13 protein-coding genes are annotated in these 21,049 nt (G+C 38.7%); 1 reads left to right on the forward strand and 12 read right to left on the reverse strand.

Translation table 11 applies throughout. The annotated features are described in order from the left end of the window. Nucleotides 1-5 precede the first annotated feature (5 nt). The 12 genes from BLP50_RS04535 to BLP50_RS04590 form a co-directional block, all read right to left on the reverse strand. Complete coding sequence (locus BLP50_RS04535) at nucleotides 6-608, reverse strand: TetR/AcrR family transcriptional regulator (protein WP_090151711.1); 603 nt, start codon at nucleotides 606-608, stop codon at nucleotides 6-8. A gap of 80 nt (nucleotides 609-688) precedes the next feature. Beyond that, on the reverse strand, nucleotides 689-1,465 hold the full coding sequence (locus BLP50_RS04540; RefSeq protein ID WP_090151714.1) for an alpha/beta fold hydrolase: 777 nt from the start codon (nucleotides 1,463-1,465) through the stop codon (nucleotides 689-691). Beyond that, entirely contained in the window at nucleotides 1,437-2,537 is a 1,101-nt protein-coding gene (locus BLP50_RS04545; RefSeq protein ID WP_090151716.1) for an NAD-dependent epimerase/dehydratase family protein, read from the reverse strand. The genes BLP50_RS04540 and BLP50_RS04545 overlap by 29 nt, the downstream gene beginning before the upstream one ends. A gap of 13 nt (nucleotides 2,538-2,550) precedes the next feature. After that, nucleotides 2,551-8,109 carry a non-ribosomal peptide synthetase gene (locus BLP50_RS04550; RefSeq protein WP_090151720.1) on the reverse strand — a complete coding sequence of 1,853 codons (5,559 nt, stop codon included), beginning with the start codon at nucleotides 8,107-8,109 and terminating at the stop codon, nucleotides 2,551-2,553. Between the two features lie 42 nt (nucleotides 8,110-8,151). Then, nucleotides 8,152-11,538 carry a non-ribosomal peptide synthetase gene (locus BLP50_RS04555; RefSeq protein ID WP_090151723.1) on the reverse strand — a complete coding sequence of 1,129 codons (3,387 nt, stop codon included), beginning with the start codon at nucleotides 11,536-11,538 and terminating at the stop codon, nucleotides 8,152-8,154. Continuing rightward, nucleotides 11,535-13,115: a (2,3-dihydroxybenzoyl)adenylate synthase gene (locus tag BLP50_RS04560; RefSeq protein ID WP_090151726.1), complete on the reverse strand. Its 1,581-nt coding sequence runs from the start codon at nucleotides 13,113-13,115 to the stop codon at nucleotides 11,535-11,537. The genes BLP50_RS04555 and BLP50_RS04560 overlap by 4 nt, the downstream gene beginning before the upstream one ends. A gap of 88 nt (nucleotides 13,116-13,203) precedes the next feature. Beyond that, entirely contained in the window at nucleotides 13,204-13,803 is a 600-nt protein-coding gene (locus tag BLP50_RS04565; protein ID WP_090151729.1) for an MptD family putative ECF transporter S component, read from the reverse strand. Nucleotide 13,804: 1 nt separating this feature from the next. Beyond that, a complete protein-coding gene (locus BLP50_RS04570; RefSeq protein ID WP_090151732.1) occupies nucleotides 13,805-15,217 on the reverse strand; it encodes an ABC transporter ATP-binding protein in 1,413 nt (470 codons plus the stop codon). Continuing rightward, nucleotides 15,199-15,879: an energy-coupling factor transporter transmembrane component T gene (locus BLP50_RS04575; RefSeq protein ID WP_090151735.1), complete on the reverse strand. Its 681-nt coding sequence runs from the start codon at nucleotides 15,877-15,879 to the stop codon at nucleotides 15,199-15,201. The genes BLP50_RS04570 and BLP50_RS04575 overlap by 19 nt, the downstream gene beginning before the upstream one ends. A gap of 207 nt (nucleotides 15,880-16,086) precedes the next feature. Further along, the gene (locus BLP50_RS04580) at nucleotides 16,087-17,817 is read right to left on the reverse strand and encodes an ABC transporter ATP-binding protein (RefSeq protein ID WP_090151738.1); all 1,731 of its coding nucleotides are present in this window, start codon (nucleotides 17,815-17,817) and stop codon (nucleotides 16,087-16,089) included. After that, on the reverse strand, nucleotides 17,811-19,553 hold the full coding sequence (locus BLP50_RS04585; RefSeq protein WP_090151741.1) for an ABC transporter ATP-binding protein: 1,743 nt from the start codon (nucleotides 19,551-19,553) through the stop codon (nucleotides 17,811-17,813). Before BLP50_RS04585 ends, BLP50_RS04580 begins: the two co-directional genes overlap by 7 nt. Before the next feature lie 76 nt (nucleotides 19,554-19,629). Next, on the reverse strand, nucleotides 19,630-20,244 hold the full coding sequence (locus BLP50_RS04590) for a TetR/AcrR family transcriptional regulator (protein WP_090151744.1): 615 nt from the start codon (nucleotides 20,242-20,244) through the stop codon (nucleotides 19,630-19,632). A 200-nt stretch (nucleotides 20,245-20,444) separates the two neighbouring features. Between BLP50_RS04590 and BLP50_RS04595 the strand changes: the two genes are divergently transcribed. Continuing rightward, on the forward strand, nucleotides 20,445-21,047 hold the full coding sequence (locus tag BLP50_RS04595; protein ID WP_090151748.1) for a 4'-phosphopantetheinyl transferase family protein: 603 nt from the start codon (nucleotides 20,445-20,447) through the stop codon (nucleotides 21,045-21,047). Nucleotides 21,048-21,049: the final 2 nt, after the last annotated feature.

Genomic DNA, 21,049 nt, shown 5'->3' on the forward strand with positions numbered 1-21,049 from the left:
AATTATTAGAGGAATTGGCTCCAACCTGCTTCATTAAATTTAATCAACTTATCAATATATTCCATGGCCTTATTCTTGTCATATCTATGCCTTACTATCTCAAAGTATCCATCGAAAAATGCCCTACTCATAAAATGAATAAAATCATAATCAATTTCCTTTGATTTAGACGAAATAGTATTAATAAACTTGATGGTATGTTTTGCTTCAATGGAAGCCAATTCTTCTATAAAATTTTCAAATTCTGTTCCCTCTGAACAACAGATTAAAAGGTAAAACTCATCAAAGTTTTCATATAAATAATCTGTTAGCTCATATAAACAGTGTCTTGACTCTCCCTGTCTATTAGCTATCTGCACAGCAACCGGCCTTCCAGACATGCCATTTAAATATTCCTTAAATGTCATATAAAAATAGTCCATATGCTTACTAACAAAGAAGGCAAAAAGCTCTTCCTTGTTAGAAAATCTCGTATATATAGATCTAGGGCTAGTCTTTGCATTTGCTGCAATTGTCCTAAGAGATGCGTTTAAAAAACCACATTCCATAAACTCAGCTTTTGCAGCTTTTAAAATATTTTCAGTTGCCTCTTCTACCCAAAGTGCCATAATGTCCCTCCATTAAAACAGCGTTTTATTCACGACATAGTATATCGTTGTTCCACTTGCTTTTTCAAGGGGCCTTACTTTTATAGGCAGTTTTTAATTACACCCATAATCTCCTCAGGTTTTTCTGATAAAGCCTGGGCGTGTCCACAATCTTCAATAGTCACTTCCAGTGGTGCGTTAATGCAAATCGATGAAACAACTGGTGTGGATTGAGGTGCGTAAATTTCATTAGTACCATACATAATTACAACTGAACTATCTAACTTTTCAGTAGCATTTCTCACATCGTACTCATATACAGCCTTAAATGTGTTGTAAAGTGTCTCTCTTGAGATTCCTTCACCTAAAAGTGGCTGAAGTGCCTTTACATCCTCATTGTTCTCGTATCCCATACTTTCTTTTACAGGAGAGTTAAAATGTACTCCCTGCTCCAAAGCGATAAACGCATCAGCCATAAAGTTCGAATACTGATCTGTCATTTCTCCCATGGAAATGTACTGGCCACTGTCCAGAATCATCTTGTCAATCTTGACCTTTTTCTGTAGCCCAATCTCGCATACAATTGATGCTCCAAGGGAAATTCCATAAGCCACATCAATCTGATTGATTCCCACCTCTAATAGTTCATTAGAAATCAACTGAGCTGTACCAGAAATTGATTTCATGTAGGATGGGTCCTCCTTGCTATGGCCCTCAAGTTCAGGAATAATCAAGCAATAATTATCCTTGAACTCATCGATAAATGGTTTGAAACATGTTTCCCAGTAAAATCCTGCCCCATGCACAAGCAGGATTTTGGGAGCGTTTTTGTCTCCCAAAATATGAACGTTATATAACGCCCTCTTCGTATTCTTCAAAGCTATCCTCCTTCCCTACTTCAAAAATCTGCTCTAAAGATTCTCTATGTTTATATTCAACATTTAAGTCTTCAAGCCTTGCGATAACATCTTCTGGCTTAAGTAAATCCATTGCATAATGAATTCCCGGGTCGACTTTATTATTTAAAACAAACTCGGCAGTGCTTGCTGCAATAAGAGCACTAAGCTCACTGCTGCAGCTACATTTCACACTAGACTTGCTTGAATATAACATACCGTTTTTTGTTCCCTGGCCTTCTACATAGATGTATGTATAGCCCTCTATATCTTTAAGCTTTTCTTCAAAAAGCTTTGGAACCTCTTTTATAGTTTCCTTGTATCTATCACTTCCCTGGCGGAATTCAATAATTGCCTGCTGCAATTTACCTATTATCTCCTCCCCAAAGGATGCGTTATACCAATTAGCCTTTTTAAGGTTAAATTCTCTTGCAATATGCTCAGCCTCCACAGAAAGATAATTTGTAAGCTGATATGGCATATTTTGAATTATCTCCACAACTGGAGTGTCATCTCTTTTAATCTGGCCATCCTCGTAGTAGCTTCCTGTAACACCAAAGCCAGAAAGGTTTGTGAGAATGAAATCCTCTATCGCTGATTGAGATGGAATCTCCTCACTTACGCTATAGCCACTGATTGATAATGGTTCATCAAAGCCCTCACAAGTATTTCGCATAAGCACTCCTGTAAGGCCTGGAAAATATCCACTAGATAAAACAAAAATATTGTCTTTCTTAAGTTCCTCCAGCTTGTCCTCCAAAAAGGTTTCCCCAGATGGATCTATATATGGAATCTTAAGTTCTCCAGCTATTTTTGATACCCTTTCGCCATTTAAGTAGGACGCCCCAGCGCAGTTAATAACTGCGCTAAGACCATCCATAAACTTTCGCAGGTCCTCTTCCTTAGAGACATCTACTCGCATGTATTCACAATCCTCTGTGGACTGTCTTTCATTACGTAAATACGAAGCTCTAAGTTTGTATTTTCCCTGCAAAAGTTTAAGAGTTCTACTTCCAATAGCTCCAGTGGCACCAAGAATTCCTATAGTATTCAAAGTGCACCTCCATTTAGTCCTCTAATTTAAAATCTAAAATTCTATCAATGTTTTTATTTAGATTTTCTCCTACGATACAATCAAAGTGCTGACCCTTAATAAGCTCAAATGTATGCTCGCCCTTGATGTACTGCTTCCAGGTCTCATAGTCTTCTCCGAAGAATTCCTGGTAGAAGCTTGCCCCTTGTATCTCGCAGGAGAAAATTCTAACGAATCCTGTGTACTCTCTTGGAACATGGAAAGCTACACAGCCAAAGTTTTGCGAGAAAATGTTAAAGAGGGTATTCAGTAACTTTCTCTCATGTTCCATAAGCTCAGAGTCAGAGCGTTCAATAGCAGAGTACAAATTATTTAATCTCTCAGAAAGAGGCTTACTTGCAAGTCGTCTAAACTCATCTCCAACTTCCTTGTATTCTCCATCTAATGCACAAAGTGTATCAGCAGAAACATTGGCATCTAATTCCTTAACGATGTACTGAATAACTTCCTGCATCTTTTCCTCAGGAATTGTATATCCAGCCTTTAGCTCATTTGCATTGATAAGCTTTGCAAATGTTCTCTCCAAAAGAAGCTCATTATCAAGACTTGTTCGAAGAGCCTTGTAGTAGATTTCATCGTTAAGTCCACCAAAGGCTGTCTGTGCCTTGTTCTTCTGAATTGTTGCACTGATGAGTGTTACATCAGAAACGCTAAGTCCGTTATCCTTAAGATACTGAGCTGACTCAAGTGCGATAAGTCCACCTACACAGTGGCCAATAAGCACGTAATTTTTATATCCTAGCTTTCTAAGAATCTCGCCATACTTCTTTCCAAGTACCTTAAATGTATCTGGAGTGTTGATTGAAACGTACTCTGCCTCATTACCAAATGAGAAACCAAGTACCGCTTCATCATCCTTGCTATCCTGCTCAAGTAAAGTCATGAATTCCGTATATGCGGATAATGTACCAGTACCAGCATGGAAAAGTACCTTTGCAACAGACTGGGCATTTTCCTTCTTGCTTTCCTTAATCTTGATAAGGGATGGATCTACGAATTCATCTCTTGAGCTTAAGAACTTCTCTATCTGAATAGAGATTTCTTTTACTGTTGGATGCTGCATCATCTCAGTAAGAAGTGAACTCCACTCCCAGTCCTTTGCCTCTTCGATTTCCTCTACCATCTTTCCTACAACCTGAGCAATTAAAAGTGAGTCACCACCAATGTCATAGAAATTATCATTTCTTCCCACATCAGATATTTTTAATTCTCTTGCCCAAACTGCAGCTACCTTTTTCTCAAGGTCTGTCTCTGGCATTTCCTTTGTAACAAAGGCATCGTCTCCTGTGGCATCTACCACTTCAAGAAGACTCTTAATCTTCTTTGTATCCACCTTTTTGTTTGCAGTAAGTGGAAGCTCAGAAAGTACCAGCAAGTTGCTTGGCATCATATAAGGAGACACCTTCTCAGAAAGTTCCTTAAGCACCTTTTTCTTATCAAGCTGCTCATACTCACTTTGATATCTGACTACATATACTGTCTGTCCTGTGATATCAAGCTTTGACTGTTTGCTTGGGAATTCAAATACAATATTTCCACCAGCGCCAGCAAAGTTGTTCTCCCACTGTGTTCTTGTAAAGAATGTCTGGTCTTCAATTGCACGCTCATCCTCAAATCCAGTAAGACCATCCTTGAACTCCATAGAAGTAAGAAGAATGTAGCTTACTCTAGTCTCCTCAAGGACTGTCATGATACCGCCATCAACAAGCATATTTTTAAGGTTATCAAGTACCCAGTGAATATTTTTTGCATTGTGAAGCACGTTTGCACAAAGTATTACGTCAAATGAAAATGCATCGTATCCCTGCTCTGAGAAATCCTGATTAATATCAAAAATTCCATACTTAAGGAAGTCATAATCCTTAAAGTTGATCTTGGCGTTATTTAAGAAGAATGTAGACAAATCAGTAAAGTGATACTCTACATTAAGACCGTCTAACTCTGGAATCAAATCAAGTGTTGTTCCACCTACACCTGCTCCAACCTCTAAAATTCTAAATGTCTTTTCTGGATTCTCAGCATATGAACGCTTTGCCAGATTAATAATCTCAGTCTTTGCAATACCGTTTTGAACTCTATTAATTTTGTTGTCATGGTAAGATGCCATGGCAGGTCCCACATCTCCCTTAGGGAAGAGAATGTTAAGAGGATTCTCATCTCCTCTAATCATCTCTGGGAGCACGTCACTAGACATCTTTAAGTACTTGAAGAACTCCTTGCTGTATTCAAAGTCTGCCTCTGCCTGAGCAAATTCTTCCCAAAGCTTTTTGCTATCAAGCTCCACATTGTTTTCAATGAGATAATACTGGCCATCCTCTTCAGCTAAAACGCCCTTTTCTACAAGTACGTTTAACCAACGCTTTGTAAGCTTGTAGAGCTTTTCTGGAACGCCGATTGTATTTACTACATCATCAAAAGATGCCTTCTTTCCCAGCTCATCAAAAAGCTTGTAATATACAAATGTGTTATAGATATCACCTACAACCACTTCCTCAGACTTCTTTGTCCAAGCCTCAAGCAAGTCGCCATCGATAAACTCCTCGCACTTTTTAGCGCATTCATTTGACCAATTCTGCTCTGCCTCATCTACTGTGTACTCTGTAGCAGCTGCTTTTCTTCTAGGTGTAACTGCTGCAGCAATTTTCAGCTCCTCAGCCTTCTCACCTGTTGTGAATGTAACAGCGCTATCAACACCAGTACACTCTGTAAGTGCTGAACGAATCTCTGCAAGCTCAATTCTGTGTCCGTGAATCTTAACCTGCTCATCGCCTACCTCACGGCCCATGAAAATTATATTTCCATCAGGTCTGTAGTAGCCTCTATCGCCTGTTCTATAGATTCTCTCACCATTCTCTGGAAGTGACACAAATTTTGCATCGTTCATTTCTTTGTCATTTAAATATCCCGCTGAAAGACCAATACCTCCGATATAGAGATTTCCTGTTACATAATCAGGACATGGTACTAAGCTTTCATTTAAAACAAAGAACTTTTGATTTGCCATTGGCTTGCCGTAAGGAACACTCTTTTCAAATGTCTCCCCTGGCTTGATGTCATAGTAGATAGACCAGATAGATGCCTCTGTGGCTCCACCCTTGCTCACTACTCTTACATTCTCAAAGAATTCGTATATACGTTTTGGAAGATTTACTGGAATCCAATCTCCCGACATAATTACAGTTCTAAGCCAGCTTGACTTCTTGATAGATTTAGCTGATTCAACATAATTTACAATCATCTGAATCTGGGCTGGAACTGCATTTATGAAGCTTACACGTCTAAGAAGCATCAGGTCATATAAATATCCTGGGTCAGCAATCTTTGATGATGTAGGAAGCACAAGCATTCCTCCCACCTTAAAGCTGCTGAAAATATCAAACACTGATAAGTCAAATGAAAGATTTGCAAGTCCAAGATATACATCTTCCTCGCCAAGTTCGTATCTATCATTTACATCACAGATAGTATTCATAGCTGCTCTATGTGTGATACAAACGCCCTTTGGCTCACCTGTTGTACCTGATGTAAATATGATGTATGCCAAGCGGTCATAATCTGTAACCTGTCCGCTTACATCCAAATCATTCATTGAAAGTGTAAGATTCTTTACATTTACACTCTTACAATTCTCATATGTATCTGAATCAGAATCTGTAAGAACAACCTTGATATTTGCTGAATTGGTAATCTTATTTTTTCTAGCCTTTGGCTGTCTTACATCGATAGGCACGTATGTACCGTTGCAAATAAGTGTTGCAAGAACTGCAGCAACTTGATAATGGCTTTTGTCAATATCAATACCAATCTTATCGCCAGGTTGAATGCCATTTTCCTTTAACACCTCCGCTACAGTCTGTACATATCTAGAAAGCTCCTTGTATGAAAGGTGTGTTTCATCTGTACTGAGAGCTATCTTGTCAGGATGATTATTAAGAGAATTTAAAAATCCATCCTGCATCATTTCTGGTGCATATTCTTTTACAAATGAGTTGGCCTCATTTCTTGCCTTAAGACTTTCTGCACTTAATTCAATTGGCTCCTTCTTCTCAAGAAGGGCATCTGTGTTATCTACAAAATCAATCAAAATCTGCTTGAAACTTTCAAACATCTGATCAATTAAGTCCTCATCAAACACGCCATCTCTTACATCCCAGTTTACCTTTGCGCCGCCATTTTCATCGCAAGCCTGGCAATCAATGTAAACCTGTGGAGTCTGACTAATCTTGTAAATGACATTTCGCTTTACTGTGGCGTCATCAGAGCTAGCAAGTCCAAGCGTACTTGTGAATACCACGGGGATAATGACATTTTTCTTTTTGTATTTTGTAAGTCGACGAAGAACCTCAACACCAGAAATCTGGTTGTGCTCCAAATCATCCCACAAATCATTTTGAATCTTCTGAACACGCTCTAAAAATGTCTTGCTGTGGTCAATGTCGATTGAAGTAATATTTACATCTGTGAAATCACCAACAACATCATTTACACCTTCCACCTCAAGTGGACGGGTAAACATGGTGGAGTTGATACAGAATTTATCATTTCCTGACCATCTAGCTACCACCTCAGAAAGGACTGAAAGTACAAGAACAGATGCTGTAACCTGATTATCCTTTGCCACTTTGCAAAGCTTTTCCCATTTTTCTCTTTCAAAGAAAACTTTTTTCTGTGTAAAGCTGCTTGTTTCGATTCCAATCTTTTTAATAACTGGAATATCCGCTGCCTCTCCCATAGTAGGAAGCTTTGCTTCCCAATAATTTTCTGCTTCACGTTTTGCAGGACTAGTTATCTTCTTTAATCTATCCTGATATAAAATCACATCTCGATATCTAATAGTCTTATCCATAGGAGCATCGATATCGCGATAGTATTTCTCTAAGTCATTAAGGATTAAGTTCATGCTTAAGAAATCAGCAATCAACATATCAAGTGAAAAGTAAACAATACTCTTCTTTCCCTCAAGGGATACTGCCAAATCACACATTGGCCATTTTCCAAGCTCATACTGCTTGTCACAAAGCTCAGCTCTTAAGGCTTCAACTTCTGATTTATCTGCTCCATTATTTAAATCAATGCATTTAACATCCACATAAGGAACAGATTCCTGAATAATCTGATAACCTACATCAAATACAATTGCTCTTAGCATGTCGTGCTTTGCAATTACTTTGTTCCATGCTCGCTCTAAAAGCTTTGGATCAATTTCTTCATCGAACTCTACTTCTAGGTATCCATGGCAGGCAACTCCACCTAACTCGTAGGTATTGCTACGTCCCATTACATATGAATTTTGAATATCATTAAGTGGGAACTTTTCATATCTTGCTCCCTCATCCTCTGAAAAAGTAAGAAGCTTATTATTGTTATTTAAAAATACAATGAAATCTTCTTTTCGATTAATCAAAAACTCTTTTATCTCTGGTGTAACTGCACCCTTTGGCGCTTTGAATTTCAATTGATTATCCTCGCACCAAATATGGATATTCTTCAACTCTAGTTCTTTAATCTCTTTGGTTAAATCTAGCTTTTCCATTATTCACCTCATGTTGCAAATTAATAAGTGTCTACTAGATGCCTAAATAACATCCTCCTCCATTTCTTCCATGTTGGCCTCTACGATTTGGCCAAGTGCTTTGATTGTTGGAGATTTGTATAGCATGTTGGTTGTCCACTTAATACTTGGGTCAACCTCTTTTTTCAATTTTGAAACTATGGAAACAGCTTTTAAACTGTCGCCACCAATTGAAAAATAATTGTCTTCTCGAGATATTTCTTTAATCTCAAGTACTTCAGACCAAACTTTATATATGGCCTTTTCGATATCTCCCTGTGGAGCCACAAAAGACTCTCCCACAAGTTCATCCTCAATAAGCTGTTTAATAGCTTTTCTATCTGGCTTTCCATTGGCTGTTACTGGAATCGAATCCATCAGCTTGAATATTTCTGGAACCATATAATTTGGAATATAGTTTTCTATATCCGCCACCAGCTTTTCTTCATCGAAATCGCTTTTTGGCAACTGATTCTCATCTATAGCCACTGCCGCTGCCAGTCTCTTTCTCTTTGTTTCATCAATTATGCAGACTACAGCGTTTTTGATGTAATCAATTCTGTTTATGCCGCTTTCTACCTCGCCAATCTCGATACGGTAGCCTTTGATTTTTACCTGATGATCCTTGCGTCCTAAGAACTCAATAGACTCATCATCCCAAATCATTCCCTGGTCACCTGTTCTATACCAAGAAATCTCATCCTCTATAAATTTCTGACTAGTAAGATTTTCATCACCCTTATAGCCCTTTGCCACACCGTGACCGCCAATCCATAATTCGCCTGCCACATAAAATGGACAAATTCTTCCCAGCTCATCTACCACTCGATAGGTCTGACCAGCAAGAGGTCTACCATATGGAATAGACTTCCATTCATCAGGAATAGTATCTGGAACAAAAAGATAATTTGACCAAATAGCAGCCTCTGTAGCGCCACCCATAGCAATGACTTTTCCGTCGGAATTTAGCTTCCTAAATCTACTTGTTAAATCAAGTGGAATCCAGTCACCTGAAAGTAAAGCTGTATCCACACTAAGCGGCTCTCCTAAGCTTTCAAAATAAGTAACACACATATCAAAAGCCATTGGAGTTGAGTTCCATAGATTGACCCCGTAATTTTCTATGGCCTGAGCCCACTTTTCTGGATTCTTAGCATTCTCTTCATCTAATACAACTAGTGTTCCGCCTGCTCCAAGTATTCCAAACATGTCATAAACGGATAAATCAAAGTCAAAGGAAGCAACCGCCAAAGCAACAGAATTACTGTCCACATTTGCAAGTCTTGTAACCTCATCGATTGTATTCATAGCGCTTTTGTGAGAAATCTCAACGCATTTTGGAACACCGGTGCTACCTGATGTCATTATGATATAGGCGCTATCCTCGCCTGAGTTTATGTATGCATCAAGACTATTTTCTCTTGAATTAACCTGTGAGTAATCCTCAATCACAACGGCTAAATCAATTTGGGATGAAAGCTGCTTGATTCGCTCCTTTGGCTGAGCCGCTCCTATAGGCACATAGCAGGCTCCCGCCATCAAAACACCCATGCAGCAATAAATCTGCTCTAGCGAGCGTGGTATTCTCACACCTACATAATCTCTTGGTTTAACACCATTTTCTTTTAGATAATTTGCCACCTTAGAGGCATTTTCAAGCAGGCCTCTGTAGGTAACCTTTTTATCATCTATGGCATCAATAAGAGCAATGCTATCTGGCGCCTCAAGACATGCACTCATTACATCCGTAATTAAGCTCTTGTCTTTTGCAAGGTACGCTTTCACATTCTCGATTTCTTTTTCATAGAAACCAAGCTGATATTCTGGAAGAAGGTCGTGAACTTCCTTCCACTGACTTTCATCCGTTAGCTTTGTAAGAAGATTTACAAGAGCCTGTTGCATATCTTCAAGCATTGATTCTTCAAAAAGTCCCACTACAGAATCCCAGCATATTTTAAGCATGCCGTCTCTTTCATACATCTGAAAGTCAAGCCACACCTGAGGAGTCTGGGAAATCATATAGCTCATATCAGAAAAAACTCTTCTGGAATTTGCTGTCTCAATTGAAGCATCGATATTGCAGGCAAAAACAACAGGTGCAACAATATTCATGTTTCCATTTTTCTTTTGCACCATTCGCTGGACCTCAACTCCTGAGCATGAATCATGGCTCATGTTCTCAAGAAATGTTTTCTTAATCCGTATAGACGTATCAAGAAATGTCTCCCCAGCTTTTCTGCAATAGTCAACAAGAAGTAGATTAGTGAAATCTGCCACCATTTTTTCTACATTCTCATCCTCCATTTTTCTATCAAACAAAGGAAGATTTACAAAAAAGGATTCCTGATTACACCATCTTTCAACAACCAGACAGTATGCCGTTAAAAGCACCATCGATGGAGTAATTTCATATTTTGCGGCTATAGATTTGATTTTGCTCCAACAATCAGCCTGGATATCCTTTTGTTTTCTCTCAAATTTCTGAGTTTCAAGCTTTTCAGGCTCCACCTTAAGATGTAGGTTTGGAGTACATTCTGGCATGTTATCCACTTTGCCTTTCCAAAACTCTATATCCTCCTGGCGTTTTTGGCTGTCTATGTTTGCCTGGTCTGCCAAATAATTTTTGAAATTATAGCTTCCTAAAGGCGTAAGCTTTCCTGATTCATAAGCCACGGCCAAATCATCTAAAATAATTCCTATACTGGCCACATCGGCAACTAGTAAATCTACATCTAAAATCATCTTTGATTTACCGTCAGGAAGTTTTATAAGGGCAAGTCCTGCCACCTGACCAAGGGCAACTTTTAGCTTTCTATGACTTCTAGACTCTCGCAGGCTGTTTATCTGCTTTTCAATCTCATCATCAGAGGCCTTGGTACAATCAACAACTGTTATCTCCTTTGAATAAGGAGCTTCCATAAACTGCTGCATGCCATCCTCTGAGAATTTTGCTCTAAGCATTGGATGTTTGTTTTGGACCATGTTCCATGCATCCTCAAGTCTTGCAGCATCAATATCCCGGCCATCAAATTCCATATATGCGTGGCAAGAAACTTTTCCAAGAGTTCTCTCCTCATCTCGCCCAGCAAGATATGCATACTGAACATCTGTCAATCGAAATGGGCTATTGTCTGCTTCTGTAGATTCATTGGTTTTGTCTCTCTTTTTAGTTTTTACTTCTGCAGATTCAATCAGCTTTATCCAGGCATCTACATTTGGAGTGGCAAAAAGCTTTGCAAATGGAATTCTCAATCCGTATTTACGTAGACGGCTGGAAATTTGCATTACCATAATTGAGCTAAGACCAAATTGAACAAGGTTATCAGAATCAGAAAATGAAGCGCCCGACATTTGCTTAGCTAACTCTTGTCTTATAAACTCTATAGCCTCATTCTTTACATCTTTGCTCATATTATTTCTCCCATTTTCTTAAGTTCTTTGCGATTGATTTTGCCCACATTTGTAAGTGGCCAATCAGAAACATACTTGATTTGATCTGGAAGCTTAAAGGCCGCCACCTTATTAGCTATCAAGAATTCTCTGATTTCATTAAGCTTTAACGACTCTTCATCATCCCTGATAAACACGCATATCTTTTCACCTAGATTGTCATCCTTGATTCCAACAACCTGCACATCCTCGATTTCCGGATGAGATACAAGCATGTCTTCAAGTTCTGTTGGGTCTATTTTTTCTCCAGCTCTGTTAATCATTTCCATAAGGCGACCAACTACCTGGATGTTTCCATCCTCGCAGAATCTAGCCCTGTCACCTGTAAGGAAATAGCACTGCTCATCTACACACTCTTTGGCACCCTTGAAATAACTGTAAATAGTGTAAGGACCGCGAGTAATCAAATGACCGAACTCTCCTGCCGGCAGATCTCTTCCCTCTTCATCTACAATTCGAGGCTCATCATAGCTGGATACCGGTGTGCCCTGCTTGTAAAATCTGGTTTCATCATCATCCTCAAGTTTTGTTGTACAGATTAATCCTTCTGCAATTCCAAATACCTGCTGTAATGTACATTCAAAACTTTCCTCAATTCTCATAGCCAAGTTTGGATCAAGAACTGAGCCGCCGATTTGAACAACCTTAAGTGTGGATAAATCAAAATCGTCGTACTCAAGTAAATCGATGCACATATTAGCAAGGACAGGAACAAGAGCTGTTATAGTAACTCCCTCATCTTCAATAAGACCTAGAATTTCATCAGGACTTGAAACAGAAGCGATTACAACTCGACCACCTGTCAAAAGGGTTCCGATAACTCCAGGGCACCCCCATGGGAAATTGTGCTCAACAGGAAGGGAAACAAGATACACGCTTTCTTCATCTAGCTCGCATCTTTTTGCCACCTGACTTGCCATGTAAAGGTAATCCCCGTGTCGTCTAGGAATAAGCTTTGGTATTCCTGTAGTTCCACCTGACAAAAGATATAACGCCACAGAACTAGGGGATATATTCTCTACCAGCACGTCAGCGCTTTCTCTGTACAAATCTTCAGTGGAAAGAAATGATTTACAGTCTCCTGAAACCAGAACTTTTCCCTCATAGCCCATCTCTATCACTTCATCTGCTAGGCTTAAATAGTCAAATCCCATAAATGAATCCGCTATTACGTATCCAGTAGCATCTGCATTTTTGAGAATTCCATATATCTCATTTTTCCTCTGAGCAGGAAGGGCGAAAATCGGAATAATTCCCGCCTTAAACATTCCAAAGACAAGGGCTATGAATTCGTAAGAATTTGGAAGTTGAACCACTATGTGTTCTCCTGGCTTGAATCCCATTTTCAGCAGTCCATTTGCAGCTCTACTTGCCTTTTCATTTAAATCTTCGTAGGAATAATCCACTTGGTCAAATGTGACTGCTACCTTATCCTGGTATTTTTCAGCCCAGTTTTCTAAGGCTTCTCCAAGAGTGGTATCTATCCACACTTCCTTTTCATAGCGAGCTTCCAGTTCTTGTTTAATAGATAAATTCATAACTATTCTCCATTGAAACACCGTTTCATTGCTTTAAAAAATTTTAAAATTCCCCTAAAGAGCAACTATTCTCTTTAGGGGAAAATTTTTACGCTGCCTGTAATTCCTTCTTAGCAAAATGCTTTTTAAGGATTGCGTGTCCTACAAAGATACCTGCAAAAGCAAGTACGAATACTACAACAACTGCAAGTACACCCATAACACCTGTTGCACACTTAATCATGGCGTCCATCTGCTCTGGAGTCTGGCCTCTTGCAATCCAGTCTTCCTTGTAGCTCTCCATAAAGAACATTGAAGGGATGATTGAGCCGAGAGCCTGTCCCACATGGAACACACCTGATGCAACAGCAAGCTTCCATACAGCTGGCTTTGCCTCGCGAGATGCAATTATATCGGCGATAACTGCAGCTACCATAGATGTGATAACCCATGGAATATAGCCTGCACCCATGATGCTAAAAAGAATCATTACAATTGCCTGCATCAATGTAAACTGAAGGAACTTTCCAACCTTTCTGCTTACAAAATACATAACAACGCCACATAATAATCCGCAAATTCCTGGACTAATAGCGTGACCAAAAGGTCCAAATACCATAGCAGCCATTCCACCAATGTTGTAAATAATGAAGTACAATGCTGTAAGTAATGCAATCATTACAACATCTTTGATTTTGAGCATTTTCATATTATTCTTCCTCCTGCATTTGCATAAAAATATTATTTAATTCAGACAAGGTACTCTCGTCCAAAATAAAATCTTTTTCAATCACACCGTCATTCAGGTATACGATTCTATTTGCCACGTGACGGATAAATTCATAGTCGTGGGATATTACAAGTATTCCAGCTTTTTCTTTTAGCTTTTTTATCTCTTTAGAAACATTGAGCATGGAGTATACGTCAAGTCCACTTGTAGGCTCATCAAAAACGATTAATTCTCTGTCACATAGCATGCCCATTCCAATCTGAAGTCTCTGTTTTTGTCCACCACTCAAATCAAATGGATGCTTATATTTATATTTTGAAAGCCCTAAATACTCTAGAATTTCATCTATGGCCTTTGGGTCTTTTTTCACAAGCTCAAGCTCATTTTCCACCGATGTACCAAATAGCTGGTAGTCAGGATCTTGCATAATAAAAAATGGAAGTCCATCTATATCAACCTTGCCACTGTCAGGCTTGATACTCTTACATAGAGTCTTTGCTATAGTTGTTTTGCCTGCCCCATTATTTCCTACTAGCACTGTAATCTCACCTTTGTTCAAGGAAAGATTTACGCCTTTTAAGATGTCTTTATAGCAAACATTTTCTAGTCTTGCCACAGTCTTTTCTTGAGATGCCTTCTCTGAAAAAGGTATGTTGATAGAAAAAATATCAAAGCTTCTTGTGTTGTATGAACCCTGCTTGAATTCATCCTCGCTGTTGCAAATCACAAGCTTTCCATCATCCATAAAAAGCACTTTGTCAATAACACCACTCAAATAATAAAATCTATGGTCTGCAACTATAACTGTATAGCCCTTGTCTCGAAGCTTTTTTAGAATTCTTCCAAGCTTCATGGCGTTACCGTAATCTAAATTCGCGGAAGGTTCGTCGAACAAAAGCACTTTTTGTTTCATGGTAACAGCAGAGGCAAGAGCTATAAGTTGTCTTTCTCCACTTGATAAAGAAAAAATATCTCTATCTAACAAATCATCCAAGCCAAATGTATTTTTCAAGCTTTCAAGCCTTGCTCGCATATCTTCAGGGGAGAATCCATAATTCTCCATAGGAAAAACTAGTTCAGCCGTAGTATTGTCTGTAAAAAACTGAGAGCGAGGATTTTGGAATACAGAGCCAATCAATTGATTTAGCTGATGCATTTTTAAATCACTGTAATTTTCACCCTCGATAGAGAGAAGTCCCTTCATCTCTCCTTCTGTAACTGAAGGAATAAGACCGTTTAGACATTTTAAGAGCGTAGATTTACCGCTACCGCTATTGCCGGTTAATAGAACTATTTCTCCCTCGTCAATGGTAAAGCTAATATCGCTAATACCTTCTGATGATTCCTCATAACAAAAACTCAAATCATCTGCTTTTATAACATTTGCTTCCATACAAAACCTCCAGCTAGTCCTGCGACGAATACTATAAGAACTAACGCATCAATAAATGTGACTTTTTCCTCGTAATAAGATGTTCTTCTCATAGGAGCATCTATACCTTTTACCAGGCCTGCCGCCGTAACTTCCTCTGCAAGAGCAGCGCATCGAAACAGCTGAGGAACTATAAAATACTGAAAACTTTTCACAGGCTGTTTCCATGTGAACCCTATTCCTCGAAGTCTCATTGATTCTGTTATGTATGAAAACTCTCTTCTAAATGTAGGAATATATTTAAGGGTGATAGTAACTGCCACCACCAAAACTCTCGGAATGTGCATTGTCTCAAGAGCCGAAAGCAGCTGAGCCGAATTGTACTTTGTCACTAAAATAGTAGCCAGCGCTATGCATGGAACCGATTGAACTATGACAATTATAAAAAGTCCTAAAAACTCTGTTCCTTTACTCTGCATTGTCAAATAGTAAAGTCCCATCATCAGAGCATATACAACCCAAAATCCTGCTAATCTTTTAAATCTTCCCATTAAGATAAACAGCGCAGATGCAAATGCCAAAAGGTAGATTTGCAAATACTTACCACTCATAAATATATACATGGATGGTGCTATTATATTTATGATGATTAAAACAATCGGGTTTATTTTTACAGCTTTCAAAATACTTACCGCCTATAGCCTTTTCTAATTTCTGTTAGCTTATACTAACCTCGTATAAAGTACACTAACTCACTTATTTTGTCAATAAATATACGCAATAAAAATTATCAATAAAAAAAGATGGACCAGGGGGACGGGGTTAGTGGGCCATTTTCTGACAATTCTCTTGAAAATGACCCACTAACCCCGTCCCCCTGGTCCACTCCACTATGCTTGTAGTGAAACCATACGGGTGTATACTCCATCTTGTTGTATCAAAGAATCATGGTTTCCTCTTTCTATGATTTCACCATCAGATACAACAAGGATTTGATCTGCGTCCTTTATTGTCTTTAGTCTATGGGCTATAACGAGAAGTGTCTTATCCTTGCAAAGCTCTGATATTGCCTCTTGAATAGCTCTTTCATTATCTGCATCTACACTTGCTGTAGCCTCATCTAGAATTACTATTGGAGAATCTTTGAGAATACATCTTGCAATAGAAATTCTCTGCTTTTCACCACCGGAAAGGGATGCTCCACCTTCACCAATTACTGTATCAAATCCCTCAGGTAGCTCCATTATAAAGTCATAGCATCTAGCCTTTTTTGCAGCCTCAATTACTTCCTCTTTTGTGGCGTCAGGTCTTCCTATAGCGATATTGTTATATACAGTATCCTGGAAAAGATAAACTCGCTGGAACACCATACTAATCTGATCCATCAGACTACCAAGAGACACATTTTTTATATCTTTGCCTCTAACAGAAATGCTTCCCTCCTTGATGTCCCAGAATCTTGCAAGAAGAGATGCTATTGTTGACTTTCCTCCGCCGGATGGCCCAACCAAGGCTGTCATCTCACCCTTCTTTACTTTAAATGATACATTTTTGAGTACATCCTTTTGGGTATAGCCGAAGTTTACACCATTGTATTCTATCTCTGCTTCTTCATCCTGTGCCTTAACCTTATCAGATAAAATTTCCTTACCACTATCCTTAAGTTCTTCTGCCGCAAATACCTCCTCTATTCTATCAAGACTTGCATTTGTTACGGTAAGACGCGCCATCTGTCCATAGTAACTCTTGATTGAAACAAAAATATCGAAAAGAAATAACACCATTCCCATCATATATTCTGCTGATATTTCTCCTCCTGAATATAGGATTCCTGCTAAAGCAAGTATGAGAGATGTTCCTATTCCAAATGTAAGATAAAGCGCTCTTGCCCATGGCCCATATGCAACTTCAAAACCAATGCTTTCTCTACAGCTTTTTTCAAATTCATCTGAAAGTCGCTTAGACTTGTCACCAAGCATGTTGAAGGACTTAATAATTCCTATACCTTCTGCAAAATCAAGAACCTCCTCTGTAAGGGACTCTGCACCTTCTTGTTTGATAACAGAGTGCTTCAAAGTAGTTTTAAGCATTAAGTTTCCTACAACTATAAATGCCCCAACAATGAGCACTGATAGTAACCCAAGTCTAAAATCCATCACAAACATCATTACAACCATTATTCCCTGGGAAATAATAAATGATACCAATTCTGATAAAACACCCATACAATTTTCTTCAATGAAAACCATATCCGTTGAAAGAACTGCGCTTATTTTTCCAATATTTCCTTCTGTGAAATATCCCATAGGAAGCTTTCTCAAATGGTCGCCGAGTCTCATTCTCATGTCCGCAAACACCATGTAGCCTGTTGCCGATTGGAGTACATTTGTTATATGCTCAAATACTGCTTCAAGCACAATACTTACAACAATTCCAATTCCCAGATACAAGCATTTTCTCTTATCCATAGCGCCTTCCATGAAAAAGCTGATAGCAAAAAAGCTTAGGAAAAGAGGTACTTTCATCATTATTCCTTTGATAAATGATGTTATGTATGAGGCTCTTATTCGACTGCTATATTTTCCTGTCATAGCAACTATTCTATGTAATATCTTTAACATGCCTTTTCCCCCTTAATCTTCCATGTGCTTGCACTTACTGATGCATCCCAGAATTTCTTGTACTCTGGGCAGCTTTCAAGCAATTTATCATGTTTATCAGCAGCTATACACTGCCCATCCTTCATAACGCAAATCTTGTCTGCATTTTTTACTGTAGAAAGTCTGTGGGCAATAACAAATACTGTTTTATCTTTTGTAATTTCATCAATTGCTGCATTTAATTTTTCCTCATTCTCTGGATCCATAAATGCAGTAGCTTCATCCAATACAATAATTGGTGCATCTTTAAGAATTGCTCTGGCCAAAGAAATACGCTGCCTCTCACCACCTGAAAGCTGCTTTCCACCATCCCCGGCAAGAGTTTCAATTCCATTTGGAAGTCTCTCTAAGAATTCATCACACTGCGCTCTTCTGGCTGCATCCAAAACTTCCTTCCGTGAGGCATTAGGTCTTCCAATCAAAATATTCTCATAGAGAGTTGTGTTAAAAAGGAATTGCTCCTGAGAAACGTAAGATACCTCATTGTTTAAGGCCTCAAGGGACATGTCTGTTATATCCTGCCCACCGATTGTTATACGTCCGCCATCTATGTCATAGTAATGGACCAGTAGCTTAGCCAGTGTAGACTTGCCGCTTCCCGATTCTCCAACAAGAGCCGTTGTAGTATTCTGTTTTAATTCAAGATTTACACCATGTAATACTTCTTTGTCTTCGTAAGAAAACTTAACATTTTCAAATACGATATTTCTGTCAGTTCCTTTAAAAGGTGCATTGCCCTCATTAAGAGGTGGTTTATCCATGAGATTTTCAAGCTCTGTAATCTTATAATCAAGCTGTGGGAACTTGCCAGCAAAATTGAGCGCCTTCAACAAAGATGGTCCTACTGCAAATGACATACAAATAACTAGAATTAATTTATCAAGAGCAAGGCTTCCTGTAATAACCCATAATGCTCCAACAGGAAGAATTAAAAGCGTAAGACAAGGAAGAACGCTTGAATACATTGCCATCCATGGCCAGCAGGCCTTGTACCAGGCAATGGTGAAATCGCGATAATTTCTAACCACTTCCCCAAACTTCTTGTATGAATCTCCATCCTTATTGAATACCTTTACAACTTCCATACCATTTACGTATTCAATAATTGTGTTGTTCATCTTTGCCGCTGATTCGTAGTAGGCATTCATCTTTGAGTAACCTTGTTTCATCATCATGCTCATGGCAAACATGCCAACTACAAGTGGAACAAGTGATAAAAGTCCAAGTCTAAAATCTCCAATAAACATAAGGACAATGATTAGAAGTGGCACAACAATATTTGCAATTCCCTCTGGAATAGCATGAGCAAGCAGTAACTCTATCATATCGATGTCGTCTGTAAAGACCTTCTTAATACGACCAGTGCCTAGATTTTGAATATTTCCAAGAGATTGTTTTTCCAGTTTTCCCTGCAAAGAAACTCTCAGATTTTTCAATGTGTTATATGCACTTATATGAGAAAATGTAAGTCCCTGCACATAAGCAAAAGAGTATATAACCTCGCAAATAGCAACAGCCAATACCCTTAGCATTACAAATTGAAAACTAATACTCTCACCTCTAGTAAGAGGGGAAATTATTTGATAAAGAAAATAATATGGCATTACGCTTGCCACAATACCAATACACATAGCTATAACAGCCCATATTGTGTATTTCTTGTACTCTCCTATATAAGGAGCCACTTTTTTAAACATTTTTTCTCCTTCCATGTTAGTTCTAACTAACCATAGTGTTTATTTTAAGCCGTCTTTCGACGGCCTAATTTCATTTTTATTTAAGTCCTATTGCATTTGCCCAATCAAAAAAACGACATAGAACCTTGCAATGACTCTCTATCTCCTTCCATGACATACCATGGATAAAAGGCTCATATATAGAATTCCAGAAAGATGTGCAAAGCACATGCATTTCCTGCTTGGTTATCTCAACATTTGCAAGACCTCTTTTTCTCGCTTCCTTGTAATATTTCATGTAAGCTTCTGTCATCTGAGAAGAAAAATCATGCCTGTAATCTTCATAGATTGTGCCTGCAGATTTTTCTAGCAGTAATGCAAATTCATCCCTGTAATCCCAAATCATCTTGAACACATCAAGTGTATATTTTTCATTCATAACCCAAGTATTTTTCACCTCGTCATCAGTCATGGCTGAAAAATCTAATCTTGAACGTTCTCCTATAAATTCTTTAAATGCAAGAACAGCCTCCTCCACAACTGCGCAAAAAAGCTCTTCCTTGCCCTTATATCTCTTATATACAGCTCCTGTTGTAACCCCTGCATTATCACAAATGGTCTTAAGCTCGGCCTTTAGAAAGCCCCTTTTCATAAACTCGGCTTTTGCACTTTCAAGAAGCCGAGGATCTATACTTGTATCACGTACCGACATGATTTACGTCCTTTCTCTCACCGATAATCCAATTATCGATAATAGGTTTATCACTATTCCCAATTTTTGTCAAGTGTAGATATGGACCAGGGGGACGGGGTTAGTGGACCATTTTCTGACAATCCCCTTGAAAATGACCCACTAACCCCGTCCCCCTGGTCCACTTTTCTTCCATCCTAATTTGTATTATTATCAATACCATGAGTACAAAAGTTTATTTTCTTAAAGACAATACTGAAAACTGGGGACCGGTACATGATTATTTATCCGGTTTCGTTTCTGCTGAGCGCAGAGAAAAAATTAATAGATATAAATTTGAATCAGATAGAATGCTTTCCCTCTACGCTGCTGTAATCACAAGGCTTGCCATTGTAAGGGAGACCGGTATCAAAAATGATGAGCTGGTATTTGACTGCCCTTATATGAAAAAACCTACATTGTCTGCGCCAAGGACTGACATTCCACTAGATTTTAATTTTTCTCATACTAAGGGAGCCGTACTTTTTGGCCTTTCCACAGAAAAGGCTATAGGCGTTGATGTTGAGCGAATCTGCAAGGCACCATTTAATACTATGAAAATGGTCTGCCACCCTGCCGAGGCCGACTATATTAACAACTCCTCTGATAAAGAGAAGGCATTCTTTGAAATATGGACAAAAAAAGAGGCCTACACAAAGTGCATGGGAACCGGTCTTTCTGTTGACCTGAAATCCATAAACACTTTGGCTGCCCCTATATGTGAGAATATTGAAACATTTATACAAGATGGATATGTATGCTCTGTTTGCACACTAAAAAAATAGAG

This window comes from Pseudobutyrivibrio sp. AR14, assembly GCF_900101325.1.
Lineage (GTDB): Bacteria > Bacillota > Clostridia > Lachnospirales > Lachnospiraceae > Pseudobutyrivibrio.